The sequence below is a fragment of the Paenibacillus sp. B01 genome (genome assembly GCF_009649995.1).
Classification (GTDB): Bacteria; Bacillota; Bacilli; order Paenibacillales; family Paenibacillaceae; genus Paenibacillus_O; species Paenibacillus_O pasadenensis.
Genome location: NZ_CP045802.1, coordinates 2217017 through 2240272, shown reverse-complemented (window position 1 = coordinate 2240272; position 23256 = coordinate 2217017). Strand labels below are relative to the sequence as shown.

Genomic DNA, 23256 nt, shown 5'->3' with positions numbered 1-23256 from the left:
AATGCCGGCCTCTCCTGTCACGCCCCTGATTTTTGCATGCGTCAGCTGTAATTCAAGCTCATGAAATCATAATCTCCTGCCCAAGTCCCGCTCGCGACCTCGACGAGCACATACAGATCGTGGACGCCTCCACTAGGCGCGCCGGTCAGCGCAAGCTGAGGCTCCATGTCGCTGGAGGCGACAGAGGCGCTGGCGATCCGCTTGCTCTCGTCCAGGACGACGTTGGAGATCTGATAGCGCCGGCTTGCTTGTCCGTCGCCTCGAGTCGTCTGATAGTCATCCTTGAATTGCTTCGACACGCTCTCCTGGAGGTCGACGTAGAGCTTGATCGTCGCAGCGCCGGCATATACCCGAGTGAAGCGGATCGAGTCCAGGCTGCTGAAATCAATGTCGCTGAACTTCCAGACCGCCTGATTTCCCGTGCCGTTGCCGGTATAGTTCAGCTTTCCGCCGCTAAGGACGTAATGGCCGAATCCGTAATCGAAGCTCTCCATCTCCACTTTGCGGTCAGCCGAAGGGTTCGCGAGGATCGGGACAAGCCGTTCGTTGGACTTGAAGCGGCCGTCGGTCGTCGTCGCATGCACCTTGACCGTCTTGCCCACGGCCGTCTCCGCGCTCGCTTTCGTAGCCGAAAGCACGCCTTGATCGGAGATTCCTACGCCCGGAATCGGCTTCCCCGAAGCCGCATCCACCGCAAACCAGCGAATTGCGGTCGCAGGATTGACCGACGCTTGGAACGAAGCCGTCGTGCCCGCCATCAATCCGCCTGCGCGATCCGCTTCGGCCGAGGAGATCGCGATGCTTGCATCGGCAAGCTCGAACTGCACGGTCTTGGAAGCTCCTTTGGCAAGGGAGATGTCGATGTACTTGCGTCCGGCCTCGTCCGTCTTGATCGTCTGGGCGACGCCGCCAACCAGAGCCCTTTTCCACGTCAGGCCATTCATCAGCTTCAGCTGGACCGAGGACTGATCCGTCGTCAACGTCACCGAAGCGGTTTTACCCGCCGTATCCCACGCGATCTGATTGACGAGCGTATTGTTCCTGGCCCTGAGCCCGCTCACGCTTCCTTTATTGAAGCTCGGAAGCAGCGTCGGCAAGATCTCGATCTCGCCCATGTTGGAATACAGCAGAGATTCGTTTACCGCGCCCATCAGGCCGAACGCCGCATCCGTGGCGTACGTGGAGCTGAGTCCGCTGTTATGCGAGGTCATCAAGCTGGCATAGTGGTAGCGTGCGGTCAGCAGGTATTTCACCGCGTGCTCGAAGCCTGCCGGCCTTTTCAGCCTCGCCTCGACGAGCGCCTTATGCGTCGCTCCATGAGACTGGGTCGCTTCCGATCCGTTGTATGCGGCAGAACGGTAATCCATCGCCAGCGCGATTCCCTCGCTCAGCGCCGGATCGTTCTGGGCTTCGAACCCTGGCCAGGCCGGGTAAGCATGGCTTTCATGCCGATGCCGATGCTGCTCGGGCACATTCTTGTCCGCCCATTCCTTCAGCTCCCCGGTCTCCTCCTCGTACACATAATCGGGGATGTATTGCTCCAGCTGCGCCCATTTCTCTCGGATGCTGCCTGCGTCGCCGGGCTTGACCGCATCGAGCAGCGTTCTTCCCATGAACAGCGTATTTCTTGCCGCAGCGATATCCATGGTCGTGTTGTACGACAGAGCATAGATCGAGTTGCTGCCGTCGGCGCTGGCCCGATCTCCGCGAGTGTTTTCAGGCGAGTAGCCCGGCGTGAACAGATATTGCGCCTTCAGGTCGCCGCCGGCGACCGCATCGGACAGCGTCGAGCCGTCGTTCAGATGGTGATTGCCCATGCCGTCCGTATAGAACCTCTCGTCCACGTACTGAAGCCAGAAATTCATCGACTTGATGACGAGCGGATAAAGAACGTCGTTCTGCAGGTCGATCAGGCCGGTCTGCTTGATGCGGGAAACATCCGCCGCCGTCAGGTCCAGCACGTCTGCGATCGTCTTGCCCGTGGAGCGGCTCTTCTTTTCAAAATCGATGTCTTTGCCGACAGGCACCTGGCGATTGCCGTACGTCTGCCAGTATTCGAAGATCGGCAGGATGACCCAGTCGGTGATGCCGTTCACATAAACATGCGGATAGCCGTTGAGGAAGTGATAGCTGCCCGACTCTCCGGTGCCGTCTACACGCGGCGGCGCCTTGATGGCGTTGTCCATGCCATAAATATTGTGGGCATCATCCTCCCAGTCCGCCACCATGCGGACGATGAAGTTGACATATCCCTGGCTCGCTCCCTCCATATTTCCGACATTCATGCCGGATACCTGCAGGTTGTTGTTGGCGTCCAGCGTAAAATCGCCCGACCAGTCCGGCTTCCATGTTCCCGTCCATATCGCGCCAAGCCGCGTCGATTGATACCCGCTCGCGCAGATCAAGCCGAACCGGCCGTTGTTGTAGATCCGTTCGAGGAATGCCTTGTTGATGACATTCTTGTTGCTGTTCTGCTTTTGGATCAGAGCCGAGTTCGTCAAGGCGCGATCCGCTTTTTCTGCAGCCGTCTCGGCAAGATCGAGACGCACGGTGTTGAACATGCCCCCGTGAATGCCGGCATGCGGCTGCAGCAGCGCCTTGTAGCCGCTCAGCTCGGCCTTGCCGGAGTTCACGCTGTATTTGGCGAGCACGCCATTGATGTCTGCCAGCAGCTTGTCGTACAGCTTCGTCTTGACATCCGCCAAGCTTGGAGCGCCCTCGTCGATGCGGTCGACCTTGCTGACGAGCAGGAGGGTATTCGTACCGGTGATCGTCAATGTCGGATCGTTCGCCACGACTGGCGCGGTCCCGGTGCGGAAATAATTGATCCTGCCGTCGGCAGCCGGCGTGAAGGTGCGCTTTTTCGCCTCGTACTTGATCGCGCCATCGGTGACGATTCGGGTAGCCGTGCCCCAGCCGCCTTCGGCGAACAGCCTTTTTTCCACGTTTTTGGTGCCTTTGCGGTTCAAGTTCGGAGATTTGCCCACCATGCCGATTCCTACGACTTTGCCTTGCTGCTCGGTCACGACGTAGTCGGTCGCGGGAAACTCTTCGTTGTTGCCTTGATTGCTCTGATTTTTCATCTCGAGAATATGGTCGATCGACAGGGTCAGGTTCAGGTTCCGCCCTTGCGGAGCCTCGATATACGTCACGATGACCTCATCGCTCCTCGAGGCGAAGGACAACCGGTTCCACTGATTTCCTTGCTCGTCCTTCCACTGGACGCCGACCTCGCCCGTCTCAAAATTCGTGTACCGGTTGTAGTTCCCCGCGCTTGCGTTCGCGCTGGTGTAGTCATTGTTCTTGATGCGATACTGGGCGGCCGGCTGATAGTCCCGAGGCCACGTCGTTCCCCAGTTCGCGCCGTACTGCTCCTGCGAGTACCTGTTGTATTCCTGCGTCCACGGAAAATCGCCGCTGCCGCCGCTCAGGACCGCCCCCGTCCTCTGCGCGTCAAGCACGGGCGACAGGACCGGAGTTTCATAAAAGTTTCCGTTGTCGGTCACGATTTTCGTATTGTTGAAGATGAACACATCTTCGCTCGGATCCGCGCTCTCGATGAAGCCGATCTCTCCGTTGGCGGTTACGGAGCCGTCTCTCCAATTGTTGTTGGCGCCGCTTTTCACGATCGGCTTGAACGTATCTTCATTGAATCCAAGAGCGTTTCCGAGCCCGAACTTCCAAGCGCTGGAACCGCCCGCTTCGTAGGAAAGGCTCATTGAATCAAAATTAGCCGCGTAGGTCCCGCCGCTTGCCCGGGCGTAGACGTACAAGTCATGTACGCCCACAATCTCTTTGCTGAGCGCGACGGTTTGGTTCAAGGCGCCGTTCGGAGCGTTGCCGCTGCCGACTCGTTTGGACGCATCGATCGTAACATCGGAAAGCAGATAGCGCCGGCTTTGTTCCGCCGTTCCTTTGCTCGGCTGCCAGTCCTGAAAATACGTCTTGCTCGCCTTCTCCGGCAAGTCCACGTACAATTCAATGTTCGCGGCGCCCGCTTGCTCCCGGATGAAACGGATCGATTTTAGATCGGTGAAATCGATTCCGCTGTATTTCCAGACCGCTCCCCTCCCGTCCGCTCCCCCGACATAACCGAGAACGGTGTTTCCGTTCGGAGCAACGCCGTTCTGAATCACATAATAGCCGAATCCGTAATCCAGGTTCTCGCTCGGCATGTCCGCCGTCCCTTCAGCCGCCCTGACCGGAGCAGGAGCCGCCGGAAGCGCTCCTCCGATCATCGACAGGCTCAAAAGCAGCGCCATGACTGTTCTCTTCATCCTAATCCTCCATTCGAATTTAGCGTACAAGCCAGATTGTAAGCGCATTCAATAAGAGGGGGAAGGCAATATTCTCCAATAAAAGTCGATTATTCTCTTCTTGTCCGAGGCGGCGAAGAAGCACAAAAAAAGCTCTGGACTGTCGTTAGGACAGATCCGAGAGCTTTTTCGCGCTTGCCGTTTCAGCATTCGGCATGCCGCTTGCCGACGCCATGCGGACAGCGAGCGCTACGGCAGCGAGCTTTCGCGCGCTTCGTCGATCGCTTTTTGAATATCATCCAGCGCCGTCTTCAACGGAGCGCCGGCCAAATAATGGTTGACTCCCTCCAGAATTTTGACCTGAAGCGATTCCGTCGAAATCGTATGCGGCCAGTACAGCGTCGCTTCCTTTTGAGTCACGGCAGCCGCGATCGAAGACGTGGATTCGTTCCAGCCCTGGGACGACGAGATCGTCGAGGGAATGGCGTTTGCTCCGCGGGCAAGCTTTTCCTGGCTGGCGCGTCCGTTCATGAACGCCACGAACAGCTTCGCTTCCTCGGGATGCTTCGTCTGCGAGTTGACGACCCGGTAGCTGCCTACGTTGATGTTGGGAACGGTACGGGTGCTGCCCGGAACAACCATGAACCGGATATCCTGAGAAGGATCTCTCTCCTGGATCGTCAGTATGTCCCATGTCCCCGTAATCATCATCGCCGCGCTTCCGTTGCCGATCAAATCTTTCGCCTGCTCATGCTTGAGCGACGTCCAGTTTTTCGGAACGTAGCCGCGATCGATCAACAGCTTGTGCTTGCTGATCGCATCGACAAAGTAAGGATGGTCGATCTTGATCTGGCCGCTCTCCAGCTTTTTCGTCCACTCGGCATCCGCGCCATTGTTGGACATGATGGAGCCCCAGAAAAACTGGGCGTTGGACCATTCGCCGTCTGCCGCGATCGGGATGATCCCTTCTCGCTTCAGCGTTTCGCAAAGCTCCAGCAGCTCATCCCATGTTCGCGGCACTTGAAGCCCCAGACGGTCGAACATCGTTTGATTATAGATCAAGCCGTCGCTATGCATGACTTCCGGTACGCCGTACACCTTGCCATCCACCTCGACGGGCTTCAGGGAAGAAGGATAAAAATCGTCGAGGAACGGAGAGCCGCTCAAATCGAGATAAACGTCCGGACGCAGCTTGCGGAACTCCTCGAACAAGCTCGGGGACCAAGTGTCGAACACATCCAGCGGCTCGCCTCCGAGCAGCCTGATCTTGATCCCGGCGGTATAGTTGTTGCTTTGGATGAAGTTGGCTTCGATCTTGATGTTCGGGTAGCGTTTCTCGAAATCCGCGATCGCCTCGTAATAAACCTTGCCGGCTTGAGCCGCATCCAGCAAAAAGCTGGAATAATGCAGGACGACCGGTTCCGGCGCCGGCTTCCCGTCCTCGGAGGAGCGGGGAATGCCGAACCGGCCAGCCAAGCCGCAGCCTGCGCAGCTGACGATCAAAGCGCAGAAGACAGCCACCAGCGCCCATGCTGCGCGCTGGCCTCGCTTCATGCCGGGCATTCCCTTCCCTCCCTTTTATCCGTTCCGAGCTTGATTTTCCTCATCATGACATGGCGGCTTTCGCACGTCAATGACTCAGAGCTTGCCGCCGGACGTCGCGATGCCTTCGATGAACTGCTTTTGGAACAGCATGAACAGCGCGAGCATCGGCCAGATCGCCAGCACAGACGCGGCCATCAGCTCCGGATAGTGGACCGCGAACGCGCTCTGGATTTTGGCCAGCGCGGAAGAGAGCGTCGCCGCGCTGGAATCGGTGTTCACGATCAGCGGCCACATCAAGTCCTTGAACGAGAACAGCGCGGTGAATATGGAAAGAGCGGCCAAACCGGAGCGGACAAGCGGAAGCATGACATAAAGGAACGTCTGTCCGATATTGCAGCCGTCGAGCTTAGCCGCTTCCTCCAGCTCCTTTGGCAATCCCATGAAAAACTGCCGCAGCAAAAAGGTGCCGAAAGCGCTGACCAAGCCCGGAAACAGCAAGGCAAGGATAGTATTGCGCAATCCGAGCTGATCCACCATTAAATATTGCGGAATGATGAAAATTTGGGTCGGAACCATCATTTGGAACAGCACCAGGCTGAAAAAGAAGCTTCGTCCCGGGAATTTAAGCCTGGCGAAAGCATATGCCGCCATCGCGCTGAACGTCACGCCGCATAAAACGCGCAGCGCCATCATCGCAAACGTATTCCAGTACAGGCGGAGGAAGTCGGTCTGCCGCCACACCTCCGAATAGTTTTCCCACATCACTCGGCTGGGGAAGAAATAGAACGGATTCATCGAGGTCGATTCCGTCACGGTCTTGAGCGAGGTCAGCACCATCCAAAGGAAGGGCAGAACCATGATGGCCGCTCCCAGCAGCAAGACCGCATGGACGAACAGCGTGGATAGTCGATTTTTTTGCGTCATGCCGCACCTCCTATTGATAATGGACCCACCGCTTCTGCGCTTTCATCTGGAAGAAGGTGATGATCATGATCAGCGCGAGCAGCAGCATGACGATCGCCGATCCATACCCTCTGTCCATGTACTTGAAGGAGCTGTTGTAGAACAGATAGACGAGCGAGACGGTATGGTCGTACGCCGGATTCGTCACGTCGATCATCATGAAGATGACATCGAATACTTGCATGGCCTGAATGACCGACGTTACGACGACAAAAAACAGCGTCGGCGTCACGAGCGGCAGCGTAATGACGAAAAATTGCCTGATTCTGCCCGCCCCGTCGATATCGGAAGCCTCATAGTAGTCCTTCGGTATTTCCTGCAGGCCAGCAAGCAAAAGCACCATATTGTAGCCGACGACGCTCCAGATCCCGATGACGGCAATCGAAACGAGTGCAAGACGGGGATTGGAAATCCAGTCGACGGGCGGCAAGCCAAATTTGGACAACACGTAATTGAATAATCCGAATTGCTGATTGTACATCCATCTCCATACCATCGTCACGGCGGCAGGCGCCGCGATCATCGGAATGAAATAAATCGTCCGATAGGCGGATCGGCCCGCGATTTTCTGGTTCAGCAGCACGGCGATGAGCATCGCGAGGGCGATGCTGACCGGCACGACGATCGCGGCATAAAGCAGCGTGTTGGCGACAGCATGCCAGACCTGCGCATCCTGGACCAGCTTGCGGTAGTTGTCCAGACCGACATAAATATTGTTTCTCCCGAAGTCTCCGCTCTTGAAAAAGCTCAAGTAGGCCGACTGGGCCATCGGAATCAAGTTCAGAACGACAAGTCCGACAATGGTCGGGGCGATGAAAAACCAGCCCCAGGCCCATTCCTTCCATGCTTTCTTTCCGGATGTTCTCTTTACGGCTTGGCTCTGCATCCGATTTCCTCCTATCAAAATGCGGCAACCGCTCGGTTGCCGCATTCCTCATTTACCGTTCCGCCGACCCGTGGCGCTTACTTCTCCTGGGACAGGCTTTCATTCATGATCTTGGCGGCGTTTTTAGCTGCCTCCTCCACCGTCGCTTGACCGAGGAAAGCCGGCTTGAGCGCTTCGTACGCCTTGTCTTCCCAGACAAGCGTCGTATTGGAGTAAGGACGGACGACGCCGTATTGAACCATGTCGACAAACACTTGAGAATGGAACGTCGACGAGGATTCGACCCACTTCTGTGCCGTTCCTTTATAGGCCGGGATCGCCAGGCCAAGCTCCGCCTGCATCTCCTGGCCTTCCTTCGAGCTGAGGAACTCCACGAATTTCCAGGCCTCTTCCGGATGCTTCGTTTTCGCGTCGATCGCATGGCCCAGGCCGTTGTAGATGGAGGCTTGCTTTTCTTTTTTCGGCAGTACGGCGACGTCGAAGTTTTTCGCCATATACTCGTTCTCCGCAAAGCTGCTCAAGTTCCAGGAGCCGAAAATGCCCATCGCGACTTTTCCGTTTTTGATCAGTTCCGGACGCTCCGCGTCGACGACGGTCATCGGAGACAGCCCTTCGCGAGTGAAGCTGATGTAATAATCCAGCGCCTCGATCGTTTTCGGATCGTCATAACCGGATTTCTTGTCGTCGGTGATGATCGTGCCGCCGTTTTGATACACGAAGTTGTAGTAGCCTTCCTGGTTGTGCATCGGAGCGAGCAGGCCGTACACGCCGTCTTTCGTCAGCGTCTTCGCGGCGCTTTTCAGATCGTCCCACGTCCAGTTCTCGTCGGGATAGCTCAGGTTCGCCTTGTCGAACAGCGTTTTATTGTACCAAAGTCCGATCGTATCGAAGTCCCTCGGAACGGCATATTGCTTGCCGTCAAAGTTGTAGATCTGATTGAGCCCCTCGGGGTAGTTCTCCAGCTTGACCTCCGTGCTTTTGGCGATCTGATCGTTCAGATCGAGCAGCATGCCGTTGGAGGCATAGCGATAGATCTCGTTGGAGTGCATCCAGAACACATCCGGCAGCGATCCGCCGGTCGCTCCGGCTTCCAGCATCGTCCAGTAATCGGACCAGCCGGCCACTTCGATCTTGATCTTGATGTTCGGGTTTTTCGCTTCGAACGCGTCGGCGATCTTGCGCGCACCTTTCTCCTGATTGGAATCCCATAGCGCGTATCTCAGCGTTACGTTTCCGCCGCTTCCGCTGCCTGTCGAAGCGTTCTCCGCCTTGGAAGGCTCTGAACCGGCATTGCCTGCAGCGCCATTGCCGCCATTGCCGCATGCCGCCAACATCGTCGCGGTCAGGCCGATGGATACTAAAGTCGTCCAGCGTTTGTGCGTCACTCGAGTTCCCCCTCTAATCATGCTCAAGTTTCCCTTGCCTTTGCTCTCTTATCGTAAACAATGGCGCTTCAAGCCGGAATGGCGGTTTTTTACGCTCTATTCACCTTTTTTGACCAGACAAAAGACGACAAAAAAAGCGCCCCGCCGGAAGGAGCACTTTTTTTACTTTTCCTCTTTATTTTTTGCTTTCGCCGGCAGATCCGCGGAATTCCTCCGGCGTCATGCCGCAATGCTTCTTGAACAGCTTGCTGAAATAAGCGGTATTGGGATAGCCGACCCTTTCCGCCACCTCGTACACCTTCAGCCGGTTTTCCCGCAGCATTGCTTTTGCCTTTTCCATGCGCAGCCGAGTCAAATAGCCGACGAAGTTCACTCCCGTCTCGCGTTTGAAGATGCGGCTCAAATAGGAGGCGTTCACATTGATCTTCTCCGCGACGAATTGAAGCGAAATATCCTCCGTGTACAGCTGCCGCATCATTTCGCATGCCTGCTCCGCATAACTGCGAGGAAGCTCCTTGTCGGTCAAAAGGGAGCGGCATGAGTTCAAATAGTCCACGACCGTGCGGTGGAGGCCCTCCAGCCGTTCTTCGCGCAGCAGCTTTTCGTATACGTTCAGTCCGTCCTCGTCGGAATCGGGAAGCACCGGGAAGCAGGAGGAGATCAAGCCGAGCACCCGGATATAAGCCGAGCGGGCCGCTTGCTTCGTGTAGCCGCCTTCCCGCAGCTGCTCCTTCAGCTCCTCCAAAAACGCCAGCGCCGTCTCGCTGCCAAGCTCCGCGTCCTGGCGGAACGATCGCAAGGCCGCGCCTTTCCACACGAAGCGCTGGATGCAGCGCTCCTTTTTCCGCGGCCGGTCATAATAGACCAGTCCGTTTCCGGAGCTGAAAAACAGGTCGTCCAGCGCTTCGTCCGCTTCCTGAAACGCTTTCCGAATGCCTTTGTAGCCGTCGGCCTTGCTCGCCCCGATCGACATCGTCAAATTGAGAAAGTCGTTCATCGCCTCCTGAATCTTGTCGACGAGCTTCTCGAACTCCCGCGGCGGCCCGTCATCGAGCCATTCCATCAGCAGGACGTATTCAGCCGAATTCATGACGATGATTTCCTTCTGCCGCTGCCGCGGTATGATTTCCTCCAGGATGTTCAGGACGGCGTACCGCAGCAGCTTCTCGTCCTGCTCGACATATTTGCGGCGCAAATATTCGAAGCGGTCGATCCTGAACTTCGCCAGCAGCATCGGTCCGTCCTGGACGCGGATGCGCAGCGATTCCCGGCTCGCCGCAATGTCGCGCTCTCCTTTGTAGCCGCTGATCACTTCCTTGAAGAGCGTCTCCTTCAAGTACTCGATGCTTTCCTTGACCGATCCGGGCGGCATGCCGTCCATCTCTTTGCGCGTCGTTTTCGCCGCTCTTTTTTTCACGACATCGAGCACCCGCAGCAGCTGCGAGGACTTCATGTCGCTCTTGATCAAATAATCGGCGGCTCCGAGCCGGATCGCCTCCTGCGCATAGTGGAATTCATCCAGGCAGCTTAAAATGACATACTGGCAGTCCGGACGGTCCCGCTGCACTTCGCGGATCAGCTCGAGGCCGTCCATGACCGGCATTTTGATGTCGGTCACGATCAGGTCGGGAGCCGCCGCCTCGGCCAGCTCCAGCGCTTCCTTGCCGTTCGCCGCCTCGCCCATGATGCGGAAGCCCTCCTCCTCCCAATTGATCAGCGATTTGAGGCCGATGCGCATCAAAAGCTCGTCATCCACGATGAGTACGTTCAGCATGGCCGCTTTCCTCCTTCATTAGGTCGATACGGGAAGATCAAGGTAAACTCGGCCCCTTCCCCCTCGGCGCTTCGGAAGGACACGCCGTACGGCTCGCCGAAAACCCTCCGGATGCGCTGATGCACGTTGCAGATTCCGATTCCGCCCTCCGCATCGCTGCCGGCCAGCCGTTCTCGAAGGCGGCTGGCCGCTTCGCCGCTCATCCCCGCTCCGTTGTCGCGCACCGTAATCCACAGCTGCTCTTCTCCGATGCCCCTTACTTCCAGCGTCAGCACGCCGTCCTTCTGATTGGCGATTCCATGGAAGATGGCGTTCTCCACGAGCGGCTGGATGCTGAGCTTGGGAATTTCCTGATCCAGCAGCGAGTCGTCCTCGACCTCCACATGAACCTCGATCCGGTTGAAATAGCGGACCTTTTGGATGACGAGATAATGACGGATATGCTCCAGCTCTTCGCGGACGGGCACGAGTCCCTTGTCCGCTCTTGCGGTATACCGCAGCATGGAGATGAGCGCCTCCGTCATTTCCACGATTTTGTCCGAGCGCTGCATCGAGGCGATCCACTTGACCGAATTCAGCGTGTTGTACAAGAAATGCGGATTGATTTGCGCCTGCAAAGCCCGGATTTCCGCCTCCACCTTTTGCTCCTGCTCCTCGTAGATGCGCTCGACAAGCTGCTTCAGCTCGGCCGACATCTGTTCGAACCGAATCGCCATCAGCCCGATCTCGTCATTCGACTGGACGGGGTGCAGGCTGTCGAACTTGCCGTGCTCTACGAGCGCCATGTTCCTCATCAGCTGCTTGATCGGCCGCGTGATGAGGCTGGAGATATAGAGCGTGCTCACCAGCGCGAACAGCAGCAGCACGGTGATGATCATCCACAAGTTGCGCTTCAAAATCCCATCCTCGATCGTCAGATCGTCCATAGGCATCGAGAGATAGGTCTTCCATCGGTGGGACTCGAAGCCCGCCTGGATGAGCATGTGCTCGCTGCCCTTGACGCGGACGATCTGGCGGTCGAGCCCGCCGTCGACATGGCCGCCCATCGGGAAGATCGACTCGAACGGCTGGCCGATCGCGCCGTAGTCGTCCCTGAACATGATCCGGTCCTGCTCATCGACGATCGTCATGACAGACTGGCTGCCGACATTCATGCGCTTGTTGAGCTCATGGATGAACTCGATGTCGACGCTGATCACCATCACGCCGAGCAGCTTGCCGTTCTCCATGTCCAATATTTTCCGCAAATTGTAAATGGCCCAGTTGCCTTCTCCTTTGACCTGCCGGTCCTTTTGTGTCGGCAAATCCCGCGTAATGTCATCCGATTCCAAAAAATCGTTGAACCACGCTTCCTGGCGCGGCTCGTACGCGTAGTCGATCGGCTTGTTCGGGCTGATATAGAGATCGTTTCCAGGATTCATGTTATAGACATAGATGGAAATTTTTCTGTCTTTCATCGTGATGTAGTTCATCAATAATTGCGTCGCCTGCATTTCATTGGCGATGGATTGGTTGCGCAAATAATTCTGAACCGGATAATTATCCTGCGATACAGCCGAAATATAACTGTTGATGCCATAGCTTGAAATAAGGGAAATTTGCCGGATATCCCGCAAATATTCCTCGATCCGGATATTGGACTGCCTGGCCACGTCCGCAAGCAGGATGCTGTACTTGCTCTCCAGCATCTGGCGCGAAGAAAAATAGGCGTTGACGACCATCACGGACAACGGGATGAGGATCGACAGCAAGAAAAAAACCATGATCTTGTTTTTCAGGCTGATGAAGCGGTATTTGCGACGCATCGCATCGTCCTCCGGTCTGAACGGGATAGAACCAATGTCCCCATGATAATCATAGAAGCATCGCCTTGTCACGTCAGGACGGTCTGCTATACTGGTAGCAGCACGGCACTTCACCTGAAAAGAGGTTGCTTCCATGGCTAGCTTCACCTTGCAGAGACAGCCGGACGGAGTGGCGGATCCGGAGCTGAGCTTGCTGTTCTGGGGCAGGGAGCAATGCGCTCCAGGCCATACCTACGGTCCCGGCATGCGCGACTTTTATAAAATCCATTTCATTCAGAGCGGATCCGGCACGTTGACCGCCGCGGGCGAGACCCATCGCATCGGCGCCGGCCAGGCGTTCCTCACTTATCCGCATATGCGGGTCACCTATTCGGCCAGCGAGGAGACGCCGTGGCTCTATTCCTGGATCGCCTTCAAAGGCAGCCGGGCGGAACAGCTGCTCGCCCGGACGGCATTGTCGGCAGCCAGCCCGATCTTTCCGCTGGACGACAAGCTGATGCCGACGCTGGATCAGACGATGAGCCGCGACGCCCTGGCCTCGGACGCCGCCGATCTGCTGCTGCTCGGACGGCTGTACGAATTTCTGGCCGCGCTGATCGCGATCGTGCCGCGCCGCGAGGCCGGCCGCGACGGCCGCTCGCGTCCCAACCCTCATGTCGCCGACTGCCTCCGCTATCTGCACGCCCATTACGACGAGGACATCTCGGTCGAACGCATGGCGCGGGAATTCCAGCTCGACCGCAAATATCTGTCGTCCCTATTCAAGCGGGAGACCGGTATGCCTCCGCGTCAATACCTGCTGGATTACCGGATGTCGCGCGCGGCCGATCTGCTCGATCGGACCGACTGCACGATCAGCGAGATCGCGTTTTCGGTCGGCTATCGCGATCCGCTGCTGTTTTCCCGCATGTTCAAGCGGGTCCGAGGCTGCTCGCCTCGAAGCTATCGCGATCGCAGATGCTGACATCATGACATGTTTTCCTTCCTTGCTGACATGTATTCCACGCCGCTCCTTCCGCTACAATGGAGAAGTCAACTCGGCAAGGCAAGCCCTTTCAGGCTGCCGGGCCACATGGGAGGAATGATGATTTTGTACAAAGCTTCCGAATCACGATACGACACGATGAAGTATAACCGAAGCGGCCGCAGCGGCTTGCTGCTTCCGGCCATCTCGCTTGGTCTGTGGCACAACTTTGGCGGCATCCATACGGTCGAGAACGGCAGAAGCATGCTGACCCGCGCCTTCGATCTCGGCATCACGCACTTCGATCTCGCCAACAACTACGGTCCGCCTCCAGGCTCGGCCGAGGAAATGTTCGGACAGATCCTGAACAAGGACCTGCTTCCATACCGGGATGAGATCATCATCTCCACCAAAGCCGGCTATGGCATGTATCCCGGCCCTTACGGCGATTGGGGCTCCCGCAAATATCTCGTCGCGAGCCTGGACCAGAGCCTGAAGCGCATGGGCCTCGACTATGTCGATATTTTCTATCACCACCGTCCAGACCCGAACACGCCGCTGGAAGAGACGATGAGCGCTCTCGACGCGATCGTCCGCCAAGGCAAGGCGCTCTATGTCGCCATATCCAACTACGGTCCGGAAGAAGCGCGCAAAGCGTCCCAGATCCTGCGCGAGCTCGGCACGCCATGCCTCATTCATCAGCCGAGCTACTCCATGTTCAACCGTTGGATCGAGGACGGACTTCAGGACGTGCTGGATGAAGAAGGCATCGGATCGATCGTCTTCTCCCCGCTGCACGGCGGCATCCTGACCGACCGCTATCTGAATGGCGTCGCGGCGGATTCCCGCGCTGGCGGTCCAAGCGTCTTCCTGAACGAGAACGACATCACCGAAGAACGGATCGCTAAGGTCCGTCGCCTGAACGAGATCGCCGCGGGCCGCGGCCAAAAAATGTCGCAGCTCGCCCTGAACTGGGTGCTGCGCGGCGGCCGAGTCACTTCGGCTCTGATCGGCGCCAGCAAAGTGTCGCAGATCGAGGATGCGGTCGACTCGCTCCGCTTCCCGGAGCTGACCGAGTCGGAAATCGCCGCGATCGAAGCCATTCTGAAGGGCTGATCGAAGCCAGGACGCCTCGCGGCATGGTCCTTGATGCTTGGCTGACGCCAGGGATGAGGCTCATGCCGGTCCAATCGAAAGGGCGGCTACTCATTAATTGAGTAGCCGCCCTTGTTTCATACCATGAGCAATCTTCGATGCAGACAGTCAAATGAGTTATTGACCCAACGGACGTATGAACGATCCGAGAAAGCGGGCTCTGTAAGGACTACAGCCTTTTGTATATGACGCCTAGCTTGTCTATATTGTCGGCAGCGCGTCCGAAGAAGCCCGCAATACTGCTGCCGGCCGGGGCGGTAAAGGTAGTGGCGGCGCCGCTCTTCGTGCCCGAAGCAATTTTGCGTCCCTTGCTTGTCGTAAGCTCCAGATAGAAAATGCGAACGCTGTTGTTGTACGTATTCGTGTACACGAGCGCGCTGGCGATCGTTTCCCCGCTGTCCAGCGTAAGGGTGCTTGTTGTCCCGCCGGACCCGCCAATGCTGATCGTCGTTCCGTTCACATAAGTCATGGCGATGGAATCCAGACGGCTCGCTCCCCTTAGCGTGACAGAGAGCGGAGCGCTTGTCGCCGGAGCGTTGCTGTGGAGGAAGTTGAAGCCATTGCCGCCGCTTCCGCCCGCAAGATCACTGTAAGATACGGCAGCGCTGGTCGAGTACGTAAAGTTCGCGGCTATCCCGTAATGATCGGACAGTTGCGCGCCGTTCTCATCGGTAAAGTAAGTATCCTCGACCTGGTAGCTGTTCGCTTCGAGGGATAGGGCAGCGCCGCTGCGATAGAAAATCTTGTCGACGACTTCGTTGTCGGCGCTTGTCGATCCAGGGACGCCCAGCAAGGCGTCTGCGCCCATGGTCGGATAGCTGCCGCCGCGAACTTTCTCGATCCAGGCATCCTTCATCCCTAGCCGATCGACGAACAACGACTTCAAATTATCTTCGGATCGCGTATATCGGGTGTTGGTATCGCCGAATACAAGCACGGCATGACCTTGCGAATGCGCCTCGATATAGGCGGCGAGCTGGCTCAGGTTATCCCGTCTCGCTTCATTGGACAACGTGTCCGTATTGGCGTCGGCATGGAGATTGTAAACGTCAATGTAGACCCCTGCGGACATTTGGATTTGGCTGTAGGTGAAGCCCTTCGGTGTCAGCTCGTCCGATCCGTTGTCAAACAGTCCATAGCGTTTGTTCCAGGTCACTCGCTTCAAATCGTTGAGCGGGTAGTTCGACAGCGTGTTCAGGCCGCTGCCGATGCCGGCGCCGCCGGATGTCGGGGTGCGGTGGGGATGATTGTCGTTCGCATACAAGGAAGCGTGGTAATTAAAGTCCTCCTGCACGTTGACCAGATCATAAGGCCCCAGCTTGGCTCCGATCAACGGCGTAAATTTTTGCGGATCTGAGCTGCTGGACAGAAGCGCGGGCAATCCTCCAATATTGTAGGACAGCACCGTGAAGCTTCCTGTTGCCGCGCTTGCCGTCTGAACATAGCCGGTCATCCCTAATGGAGCCGCGCTTGCCAACGCCAGCGTTAATGCCAACACCTTGCGCCACTTCGGCATTTCAATTCATCACCCTTCAACATTTGATCGTGTGTTGCCTCCCACAGTCTAACACCCGATTTTGGCGAGCTTCCATATGACAAATCCCGTATTGTAGCAGAACCGTACGATTCTGCGGCAGGGCTCATCCAGAACCGGCTTCGCGCCTATATGAACATGAACAACGTTTATGGAAAAATCGCAGAGTCGTATAGGATGTGGCGCCGGAGACCGGGCTTTACGAGGGTTGATGCTCGTCGCGCCATTCATTCGCTTCCCGGACCACCTGCAATCCTCCCATTTCCATAAATTCCTGGACGAACGCATCGAAGAACTCCAGGGGCTGATCGCCCGTAATGATGGAGATATAGGCCTTGTTCTTCCATTTGATGAGGTCGGAGCCGTAACGGGCCAGAGATGGAGTCGCGACCTCCAGCGCATTGTAGAGTCCGTCCTTGTCCAGGCCCAGGGAGAGCGCCCATTGCTCTCTGCGGCCGGCCGGCATGATCGGAACAGTCATGCCCAGATTGGCGCCGATTAGGTTCTGATAGCTGAACAGCTTGTCGTACGGCGGGAGCAGAATGACGTCCTCCTTGGATGGACTTGTCCATCGCCAGTGCGTCCCTTCGATTCCGTATTTCAACGTGGCCGCCTCGTCGGGATCGGGGTTGGCGCTGACATCGTCGAGAATCCGCAAAATCATCTCCAGCTTCCCAGGCTCTCGGACTGCGTCGGCGCCGATCGCCATGAAGCTCATGAGCATGTCATAGGCTTGGGAGCCGCGCTTGCCTTCCGGGCCTTGGACAGGCCTGCCAAACGAAATCCGGGCTTCCGGATAAGCCGCGGACAGCTCCTTCGCGTTGAAGGCGGCGGCGGCGGGAGACAGCTGTCCGTTCAAATTCCAGGCCAAATAGTCGCCTTCCTGGACCCAATGATAATAGTTGCCCATCGAGGTCATGCCGATCGTTCCATTGATGAAGGAATGGGAGAGATGCTTGTAGCCTCCCTTGTTCTCGCCCGTTATGAATTCCGGATCGATGACGCCGTCCCGATACCACTTCCTGAGAAGCCGCAGCGCCTCCTTCATCTCCGGCTGCAGGGCGCCGACGGCCAACTCCCCGTCCTTCTCTCCGAAATAAAGCTGGTCGGCGAAGACGATCTGCCCGAAGGCGCCGAAGACGACGTTCATCCCTTCCCGGGACAAGCCGTACGTATCCTTCTTGCCGTTGCCGTCCGGATCGTCATGTGCGAACGCATACATGACCTTCTCGAACTCGGCCAGCGTGTCGGGAACTTCAAGCCCGAGCTTGTCGAGCCAATCCTGCCGATAGACGACAGGGATCCGGTAGACGTTCGTAGGGTTGATGACCGGAATGCCGTAATAGCGGCCGTCGATGACGCCGTAATCCTGATAATGGGGCGCGTTCTCCCGAATGGCCTTCATCAGGTTCGGGGCGTACTTCTCCAGAGCCTCCTTCGGGATCTCGGCCAGCACGCCTTGCCTCTCATACTTGAGCAGATCCTGCGGCTGCCGGATCCGGAACAGGTCGGGGATGGCTCCCTGCGCCAGCTTCAGATCCAACAGCGCTTCGTAGTTATTGTTCTCGAGATTCCACAGGTCCAGATCGACGTTGAACTTCCTTTCCACGTAGCGGACCATCTCGGCCTCTTCGGGCACGGACAGGTTCTGATGCATCGTCCAGGAGATTTCATACTTCGGCTCGGTCGCGGCCTCGGCGGGAGGCAGGGACTGAGGCGAGGCGAGCATCGTCGAGGCTCCCTCGCATCCACCGAGCAATCCCGCTGACAAGATTGCGAAAAGGATGGCCGCGATGCGACGCGGCTGCTGTTTGGCCATGATTCCCCTCCGTTGCCGCTAGGCATGTCTTGCGATGCTGCGCCTGTAATTTCCCGGTGTGCAGCCGTGAATTTCCTTGAATTTCTTGATGAAGTAAGCCGCCGTTCCGTATCCGACCGTGCTCGCGATCTGCTCGACCGTCAGCTTGTTGGCCTCGATCAGCGCTTTGGCCCTCTCCATCCGCTGGCCCGTGACGTAGTCGGTATAGGTTACGCCAACCTCCTCCTTGAACAGTTTGCTGAGGTATTTGGGACTCAAGAAAACTTGTCCGGCTACCGCGTCCAAGGACAAGTCCTCCGATAAGTGGTCCTGGATGTACCGCTTGACAGCCTCCACGCTGGAGACCGCCCTCTCGCTGTTCCGACTTTCCATGTGCGCGATGAACTCGGCCGCCGAATTCGTCAACCAATCCTGATAAGCCAGAATATGGGGCAGCCCGGCAAACTCGCCGTAGAGATCCGGATTGCCGGGATCGGGATGCTTGTAGCGGACGCTCTTCATGTAGTCGGAATAGACGAACACGGTATTCGCCAGAATATAGCGGCAATAATCCGCCGCATAGACCCCTTCCCGCATGACCGTCGCCAACTGCTCGACGGCGTCGGCAAGGCCGTCCGCCTGGCGGGCATGCAGCTTGTCCCTGAATTTCGCCAGGATAGCTTGCGGAATTTCTTCCGTGCTTTGCTCTCGGTCCAGCAGCTCCGGATCGTTCAGAATGGACGTCTCCGGAAAGAAGTAGGCGTATTTCATCCGAATCCGGGCTTCGTCGAAGCTCCGGTGAACGTCGATCAGCTCCTCCACCCAACAGCCCCAGGAGATTTGGAAGTCGAGCTCGAATCGCTCCCTGCCTTCGGCCACGACGAACCGGGAAATCCGCTCCCGCAGCTCGCCGCTCTCCCGATCGGCTCCTATGAGGACGACCACCCTCTTATCGGGCAGCGCCTCGGCCCGAATGAAGCCGTCCGGCAGCGCGGCCGCCTCCAATTGGCCGATCATTCGATAGGCCGCGTACTGAAGGCTGCGGGAATTCAGCCCGGCGAACGCTCCTCTCGAATCGAGAAGCAGGCAGCAGTAGCGGCCATACTCGCGGTCCAGGCCAAGAAAATCGAGGTCCTCGGCCAATTCCTCCTGACTGTAGCTGTTGCGCAGCAGGCCAAGGATGACATTGTGCCGGATGACCGAGCTGTTCGCTTCCAGCGTTTCCTCGAGGCTGGCGACTTTGGCGTTCAGCTTGACGAAGGCCGTATCGATCAGCCGGTACTCGTTGGCGACGCTTGCGGAGGCGGGGTCCAGCAAGCCCTTGATCTTGGCCGTCAGCCGTTTGATCGGACCCGTATTCGCCCGCGCCAGCACTCCGGACATGACGATGCCGATCAGGAGCGCGAACAAGCAAAGGCCTAAAATAAGCTTCTGAATAAAAATCGACTTCTGGTAGAACGCGCTCGAAGGCATGATGCTGTACAGCTTCCATCCGGTCGATGGAAGCGTCAGGTAGGTCGCCACTTGGGAGGACCATTCTACCGTCCCCCCTGCGTCGCCCGCTCCCGGATCCAGCGCGCCCGCTCCTGCCTCCGCCCTCTGGCCCAGCTTGCCCTTGTCGGAGCCGGATATCGCATTGCCCGAGCTGTCCACGATAAAAGTGCCTTCGTACCGGGAAGGCATCCTATTGCGGATGATTCCGCTGATCGCGCTCTCCTTTACGTCCACCGCGACGATCACCTCGCTGTCCGCTCCCGACGACCGGAACGGGTATCCGTGAGCGTAGGTGATGAGCGCCTGGCTCTTTCCGCCCTTCAGATTGGAATAGATGTCCTCGGGAACCAGGCGGGCTTGCGTCCACAGGCTGCTCTCCTTGCTGCTCCGCATTCCTTCGATCCAATCCGTCAAAAATGGCGTTTCCCGCTCCCGGTCGGCGTAGAATTTCAGTCCGTAGGCAGAGGAGAGCATGATGTTCGGCTTGGGATAATAAAGATGCACCGCCTGAACGAGATCGGAGTTGCGGATGACTGCCGAACGCAGCAGCTCCTGCAGATCGAGCACCTCGGCATGATCGCCCTTAAAGGAGGGATCGGCGAGCAGCCTCACGTCTGCCGTCTTATTGAGGGAGATGTCCAGATAGATCTGCTGAGCCCGTCGAAGCACCGAGCTCTCGATCGTCTGGGCCGTATTCTCCAGCGCAATCCGGCTTCGGTCGCGCAGCTCCTCCTTATACTTGCCGGTAAAGTACATATAGAAGCTCGAACAAAGCAGAAGCACGATGACAAGAACGATAAATAGGTACGATAGGATCAGGTTAGCGAATACCGTGTTCCATTTTCTCAAGTCGTCCCCTCCCTCCGCTGCCGATCCTGCCTCAGCTTTCTCATTCAAAATACCGCATCTTTATTAAGGCAATGTCAAATCACGCCCGGTTCCTCCCAAAGCGACAGAAAGCGGAAATTGTCCTATTGCCGCCCGCCGCGCCCCGGTGCTACATTGAGTCCGGTTCCGATCCCCCAAGGGTCGAGATTAATCATGATAGGAGTAGACTCATTGTGAAGACAAAGGCAAAACCAAAGAACCGGCTCGTATCGGCCATGATGGGCGCGCTGCTGCTTTCGAATTTCGCAGGCGGAACGATCGCGCTCGCGGCTTCCGACGATCCATCCGCCGCTCTGCCCGCTGCTCTGCCCCCCGCTCCGGCATGGGGATACTTCGTCGACGGCTACAAGAACAACACGACCGCCAACATGACATTGGAATCCAACCCGGTGCTAGGCACGCTGTCCAGGTTTCTCGATCTGTGGACGCCGGGGACGTCCTGGAACAACGGCACGAAGCTCAACGCCGGCGTTCTCGACGCCAACATTCAATACGTTGCCGACATCGCGGCCAGCCGCACGGATGCAGAGGAAGCAGCGGCATATTTCGATGACCGGCGCAACCAAACCTACGGCGCCATCGACGGCCTCGGTTCGCTGGCTGACGTCTACCGTCAGAAGACGAACACGTTCACCACGATCACGAGCATTCCGGAAGACGCTGCATCGGTGAAGTACAACGACGGCAACGGCGCGAACAAGGGGGGCGACTCCGATTCCGAGCTCGGCAAGATGGTCGATCTCATCGGAACGGTGAGAGGCAACTACGCCTCGACTACCCCGGCCAAAAATCACTTCGCTTACATGCGTCCCTACCGCTGGCTGGACGACACGTCCATCATCGTGCCGACGCTTGTTCCTGCGATCAGCTCGACGCCGGCTACGGACGGCGGCTTCCCGAGCGGCCACACGAACGCATCGTACCTCGCCGCGCTGTCGCTCGCTTATGCCGTGCCGGAGCGGTTCCAGGAGCTGCTGACCCGCGCTTCCGAGATGGGCAACAATCGCATCGTCGCCGGCATGCACTCTCCGCTCGACGTCATGGGCGGGCGCGTCACGGCAACAGCTCTGGCGGCCGCTGCCTTGGCCGATCCGGACAACGCTGCGCTGAAGCAGGCCGCTTACGATCAAGCTCATGCTATCCTGCTGAAGGAGAACGGCACAGCTGAAGACCGCTTCAGCGATTACGCCAAAAATAAGGCGCAGTTCACCCAGCGGCTCACCTACGGCTTCACGCCGATCGCTTCCACGACGGAGGCCATGGTCGTTCCGAAGGGCGCCGAGGTTCTGCTGGAGACCCGCCTGCCTTACTTGAGCGGCGACCAGCGCCGTGCCGTTCTCGCGACGACAGGCCTCTCCTCCGGCTACCCGCTGCTGGACGATCCGGAGGGCTGGGGACGGCTCAACCTGTTCGCTGCGGCGGACGGCTATGGCGCCTTTAGCGGCGACGTTACGGTCGAGATGAATGCAAGCCAGGGCGGATTCCATGCCTCCGACAGCTGGAGGAACAATATCTCCGGACCCGGAAAGCTGACGAAGGAAGGCACGGGCACCCTGAAGCTCAGCGGTAGCAACACCTATTCCGGCGGCACCGAACTGAATGCCGGCACGCTGGAAGGCGCCTCGGAGACGGCCTTCGGCAGCGGCGCGGTTGCGAACAACGGCGGCACGCTCGCAGAGAGCGCAACGGGAAGAGTAGCGATCGGAGGCGACTTCGCTCAAGCTTCCAAAGGCACGTTGGAGCTGAACGTAGCGAGCTTCGGCGACATGCTCGATGTCGACGGCGCGATCGACGCGGACGGCAAGCTCGTCGTGAGCTTCGCGAAAGACTACGTGCCGGAAGCAGGCTCTCTTACTCTGATCCGCCATGGCAAGGACAAGCGCATCGGGCAGTTTTCCTCCGTGGAGATCAACGGATTGCCAAGCGGCTATACGGCCCAGCTTGATTACCAGTCCGACCGGATCGCGCTGTCCATCGACAATGGCACGACGCCTGGCACCACGCCTGGCACCACGCCTGGCACCACGCCTGGCACGACTGCGCCGGATACGGGAACAACTGATCCTTCCGCCGGGACGGACGATACGGATTCTGGCGGCAGCAGCGCTCCGGAACCGAACCAGGAGCCGGACGCCGGCATCGATCCGTTCCATTCGAACGTAGTCAGCCGCGAAGCCGTCGTGCAAACGGTCCGCGACGCGATTGCCGCTGCGGGCAACGAGAGCCGCTCGTTCCGCGACGTCGGCAAGCACTGGGCAAGCGGCACCATCGCCAAAGCGGCAAAACTTCGTATCGCGGGCGGTTACGCGGACGGGACGTTCCGGCCGAATGCGCCTGTCACCCGGGCCGAATTCGCCGCCATGATCGCCCGCGCGTTCGGGCTGGCGCCAAGCCCGGCTTCGAACGTCTATGCCGATGCCGCATCCAGCTGGGCTGCCGGCTCCATCGGCGCTTTGGCGGACAAAGGAATCATCGCCGGATACGCGGATGGCAGCTTCAGACCGAACGATCCGCTCACCCGCGCCGAGCTGGTGAAAATAATCTCGCAGATCTTGAACCTCAATACGCTGGCGAAAGGCTCCGCTGCCGGCTTTGCAGACGTACGCGGCGACCATTGGGCGGCGGAGGAGATCCGTCTGGCGTCCTCGGCCAGCCTCGTCCAAGGGATCTCTTCCTCCCGCTTCGCGCCGGACGACAGCAGCAGCCGCGCCGAAGCGCTGACGATCCTCCTTCGCGCCTTGGAGAGCGACCTTACGATCAAGGCTATGATCGACGCCATGTAAACGCAAGGGAAACGCAAAGAACCGGG

13 protein-coding genes are annotated in these 23256 nt (G+C 57.9%); 3 read left to right on the top strand and 10 right to left on the bottom strand.

The window, feature by feature from the left end; genetic code table 11:
• Window positions 1-41 precede the first annotated feature (41 nt).
• The 7 genes from GE073_RS09550 to GE073_RS09520 form a co-directional block, all read right to left on the bottom strand.
• Complete coding sequence (locus tag GE073_RS09550; RefSeq protein ID WP_228551401.1) at window positions 42-4277, bottom strand: glycosyl hydrolase family 95 catalytic domain-containing protein; 4236 nt, start codon at window positions 4275-4277, stop codon at window positions 42-44.
• Between the two features lie 228 nt (window positions 4278-4505).
• Window positions 4506-5819, bottom strand: coding sequence for an ABC transporter substrate-binding protein (locus GE073_RS09545; RefSeq protein WP_228551399.1), 1314 nt, complete (start codon window positions 5817-5819; stop codon window positions 4506-4508).
• 75 nt (window positions 5820-5894) lie between these two features.
• The gene (locus GE073_RS09540) at window positions 5895-6725 is read right to left on the bottom strand and encodes a carbohydrate ABC transporter permease (protein WP_153783352.1); all 831 of its coding nucleotides are present in this window, start codon (window positions 6723-6725) and stop codon (window positions 5895-5897) included.
• 10 nt (window positions 6726-6735) lie between these two features.
• Entirely contained in the window at window positions 6736-7650 is a 915-nt protein-coding gene (locus GE073_RS09535) for a carbohydrate ABC transporter permease (protein ID WP_028599556.1), read from the bottom strand.
• A gap of 77 nt (window positions 7651-7727) precedes the next feature.
• Window positions 7728-9035 (bottom strand): ABC transporter substrate-binding protein, encoded by a 1308-nt coding sequence (locus GE073_RS09530; RefSeq protein WP_228551397.1) that lies wholly within the window; start codon window positions 9033-9035, stop codon window positions 7728-7730.
• 175 nt (window positions 9036-9210) lie between these two features.
• A complete protein-coding gene (locus GE073_RS09525; protein WP_153783350.1) occupies window positions 9211-10809 on the bottom strand; it encodes a response regulator in 1599 nt (532 codons plus the stop codon).
• Complete coding sequence (locus GE073_RS09520; RefSeq protein ID WP_153783349.1) at window positions 10803-12614, bottom strand: cache domain-containing sensor histidine kinase; 1812 nt, start codon at window positions 12612-12614, stop codon at window positions 10803-10805. The genes GE073_RS09525 and GE073_RS09520 overlap by 7 nt, the downstream gene beginning before the upstream one ends.
• A 133-nt stretch (window positions 12615-12747) precedes the next feature.
• Between GE073_RS09520 and GE073_RS09515 the strand changes: the two genes are divergently transcribed.
• Window positions 12748-13578, top strand: a complete 831-nt coding sequence (locus GE073_RS09515; protein ID WP_153783348.1) for an AraC family transcriptional regulator — start codon at window positions 12748-12750, stop codon at window positions 13576-13578.
• Window positions 13579-13737: 159 nt separating this feature from the next.
• Complete coding sequence (locus tag GE073_RS09510) at window positions 13738-14694, top strand: aldo/keto reductase (RefSeq protein WP_228551396.1); 957 nt, start codon at window positions 13738-13740, stop codon at window positions 14692-14694.
• A gap of 208 nt (window positions 14695-14902) precedes the next feature.
• On the opposite strand, the gene GE073_RS09505 is transcribed toward GE073_RS09510, so the two are convergent.
• The 3 genes from GE073_RS09505 to GE073_RS09495 form a co-directional block, all read right to left on the bottom strand.
• On the bottom strand, window positions 14903-16249 hold the full coding sequence (locus GE073_RS09505; RefSeq protein ID WP_153783347.1) for a jacalin-like lectin: 1347 nt from the start codon (window positions 16247-16249) through the stop codon (window positions 14903-14905).
• A 217-nt stretch (window positions 16250-16466) separates the two neighbouring features.
• Window positions 16467-17996: an extracellular solute-binding protein gene (locus GE073_RS09500; protein ID WP_228551394.1), complete on the bottom strand. Its 1530-nt coding sequence runs from the start codon at window positions 17994-17996 to the stop codon at window positions 16467-16469.
• 108 nt (window positions 17997-18104) lie between these two features.
• A complete protein-coding gene (locus GE073_RS09495; protein ID WP_153783345.1) occupies window positions 18105-20408 on the bottom strand; it encodes a helix-turn-helix domain-containing protein in 2304 nt (767 codons plus the stop codon).
• Window positions 20409-20620: 212 nt separating this feature from the next.
• Between GE073_RS09495 and GE073_RS09490 the strand changes: the two genes are divergently transcribed.
• Complete coding sequence (locus tag GE073_RS09490) at window positions 20621-23230, top strand: S-layer homology domain-containing protein (protein WP_194843332.1); 2610 nt, start codon at window positions 20621-20623, stop codon at window positions 23228-23230.
• Window positions 23231-23256: the final 26 nt, after the last annotated feature.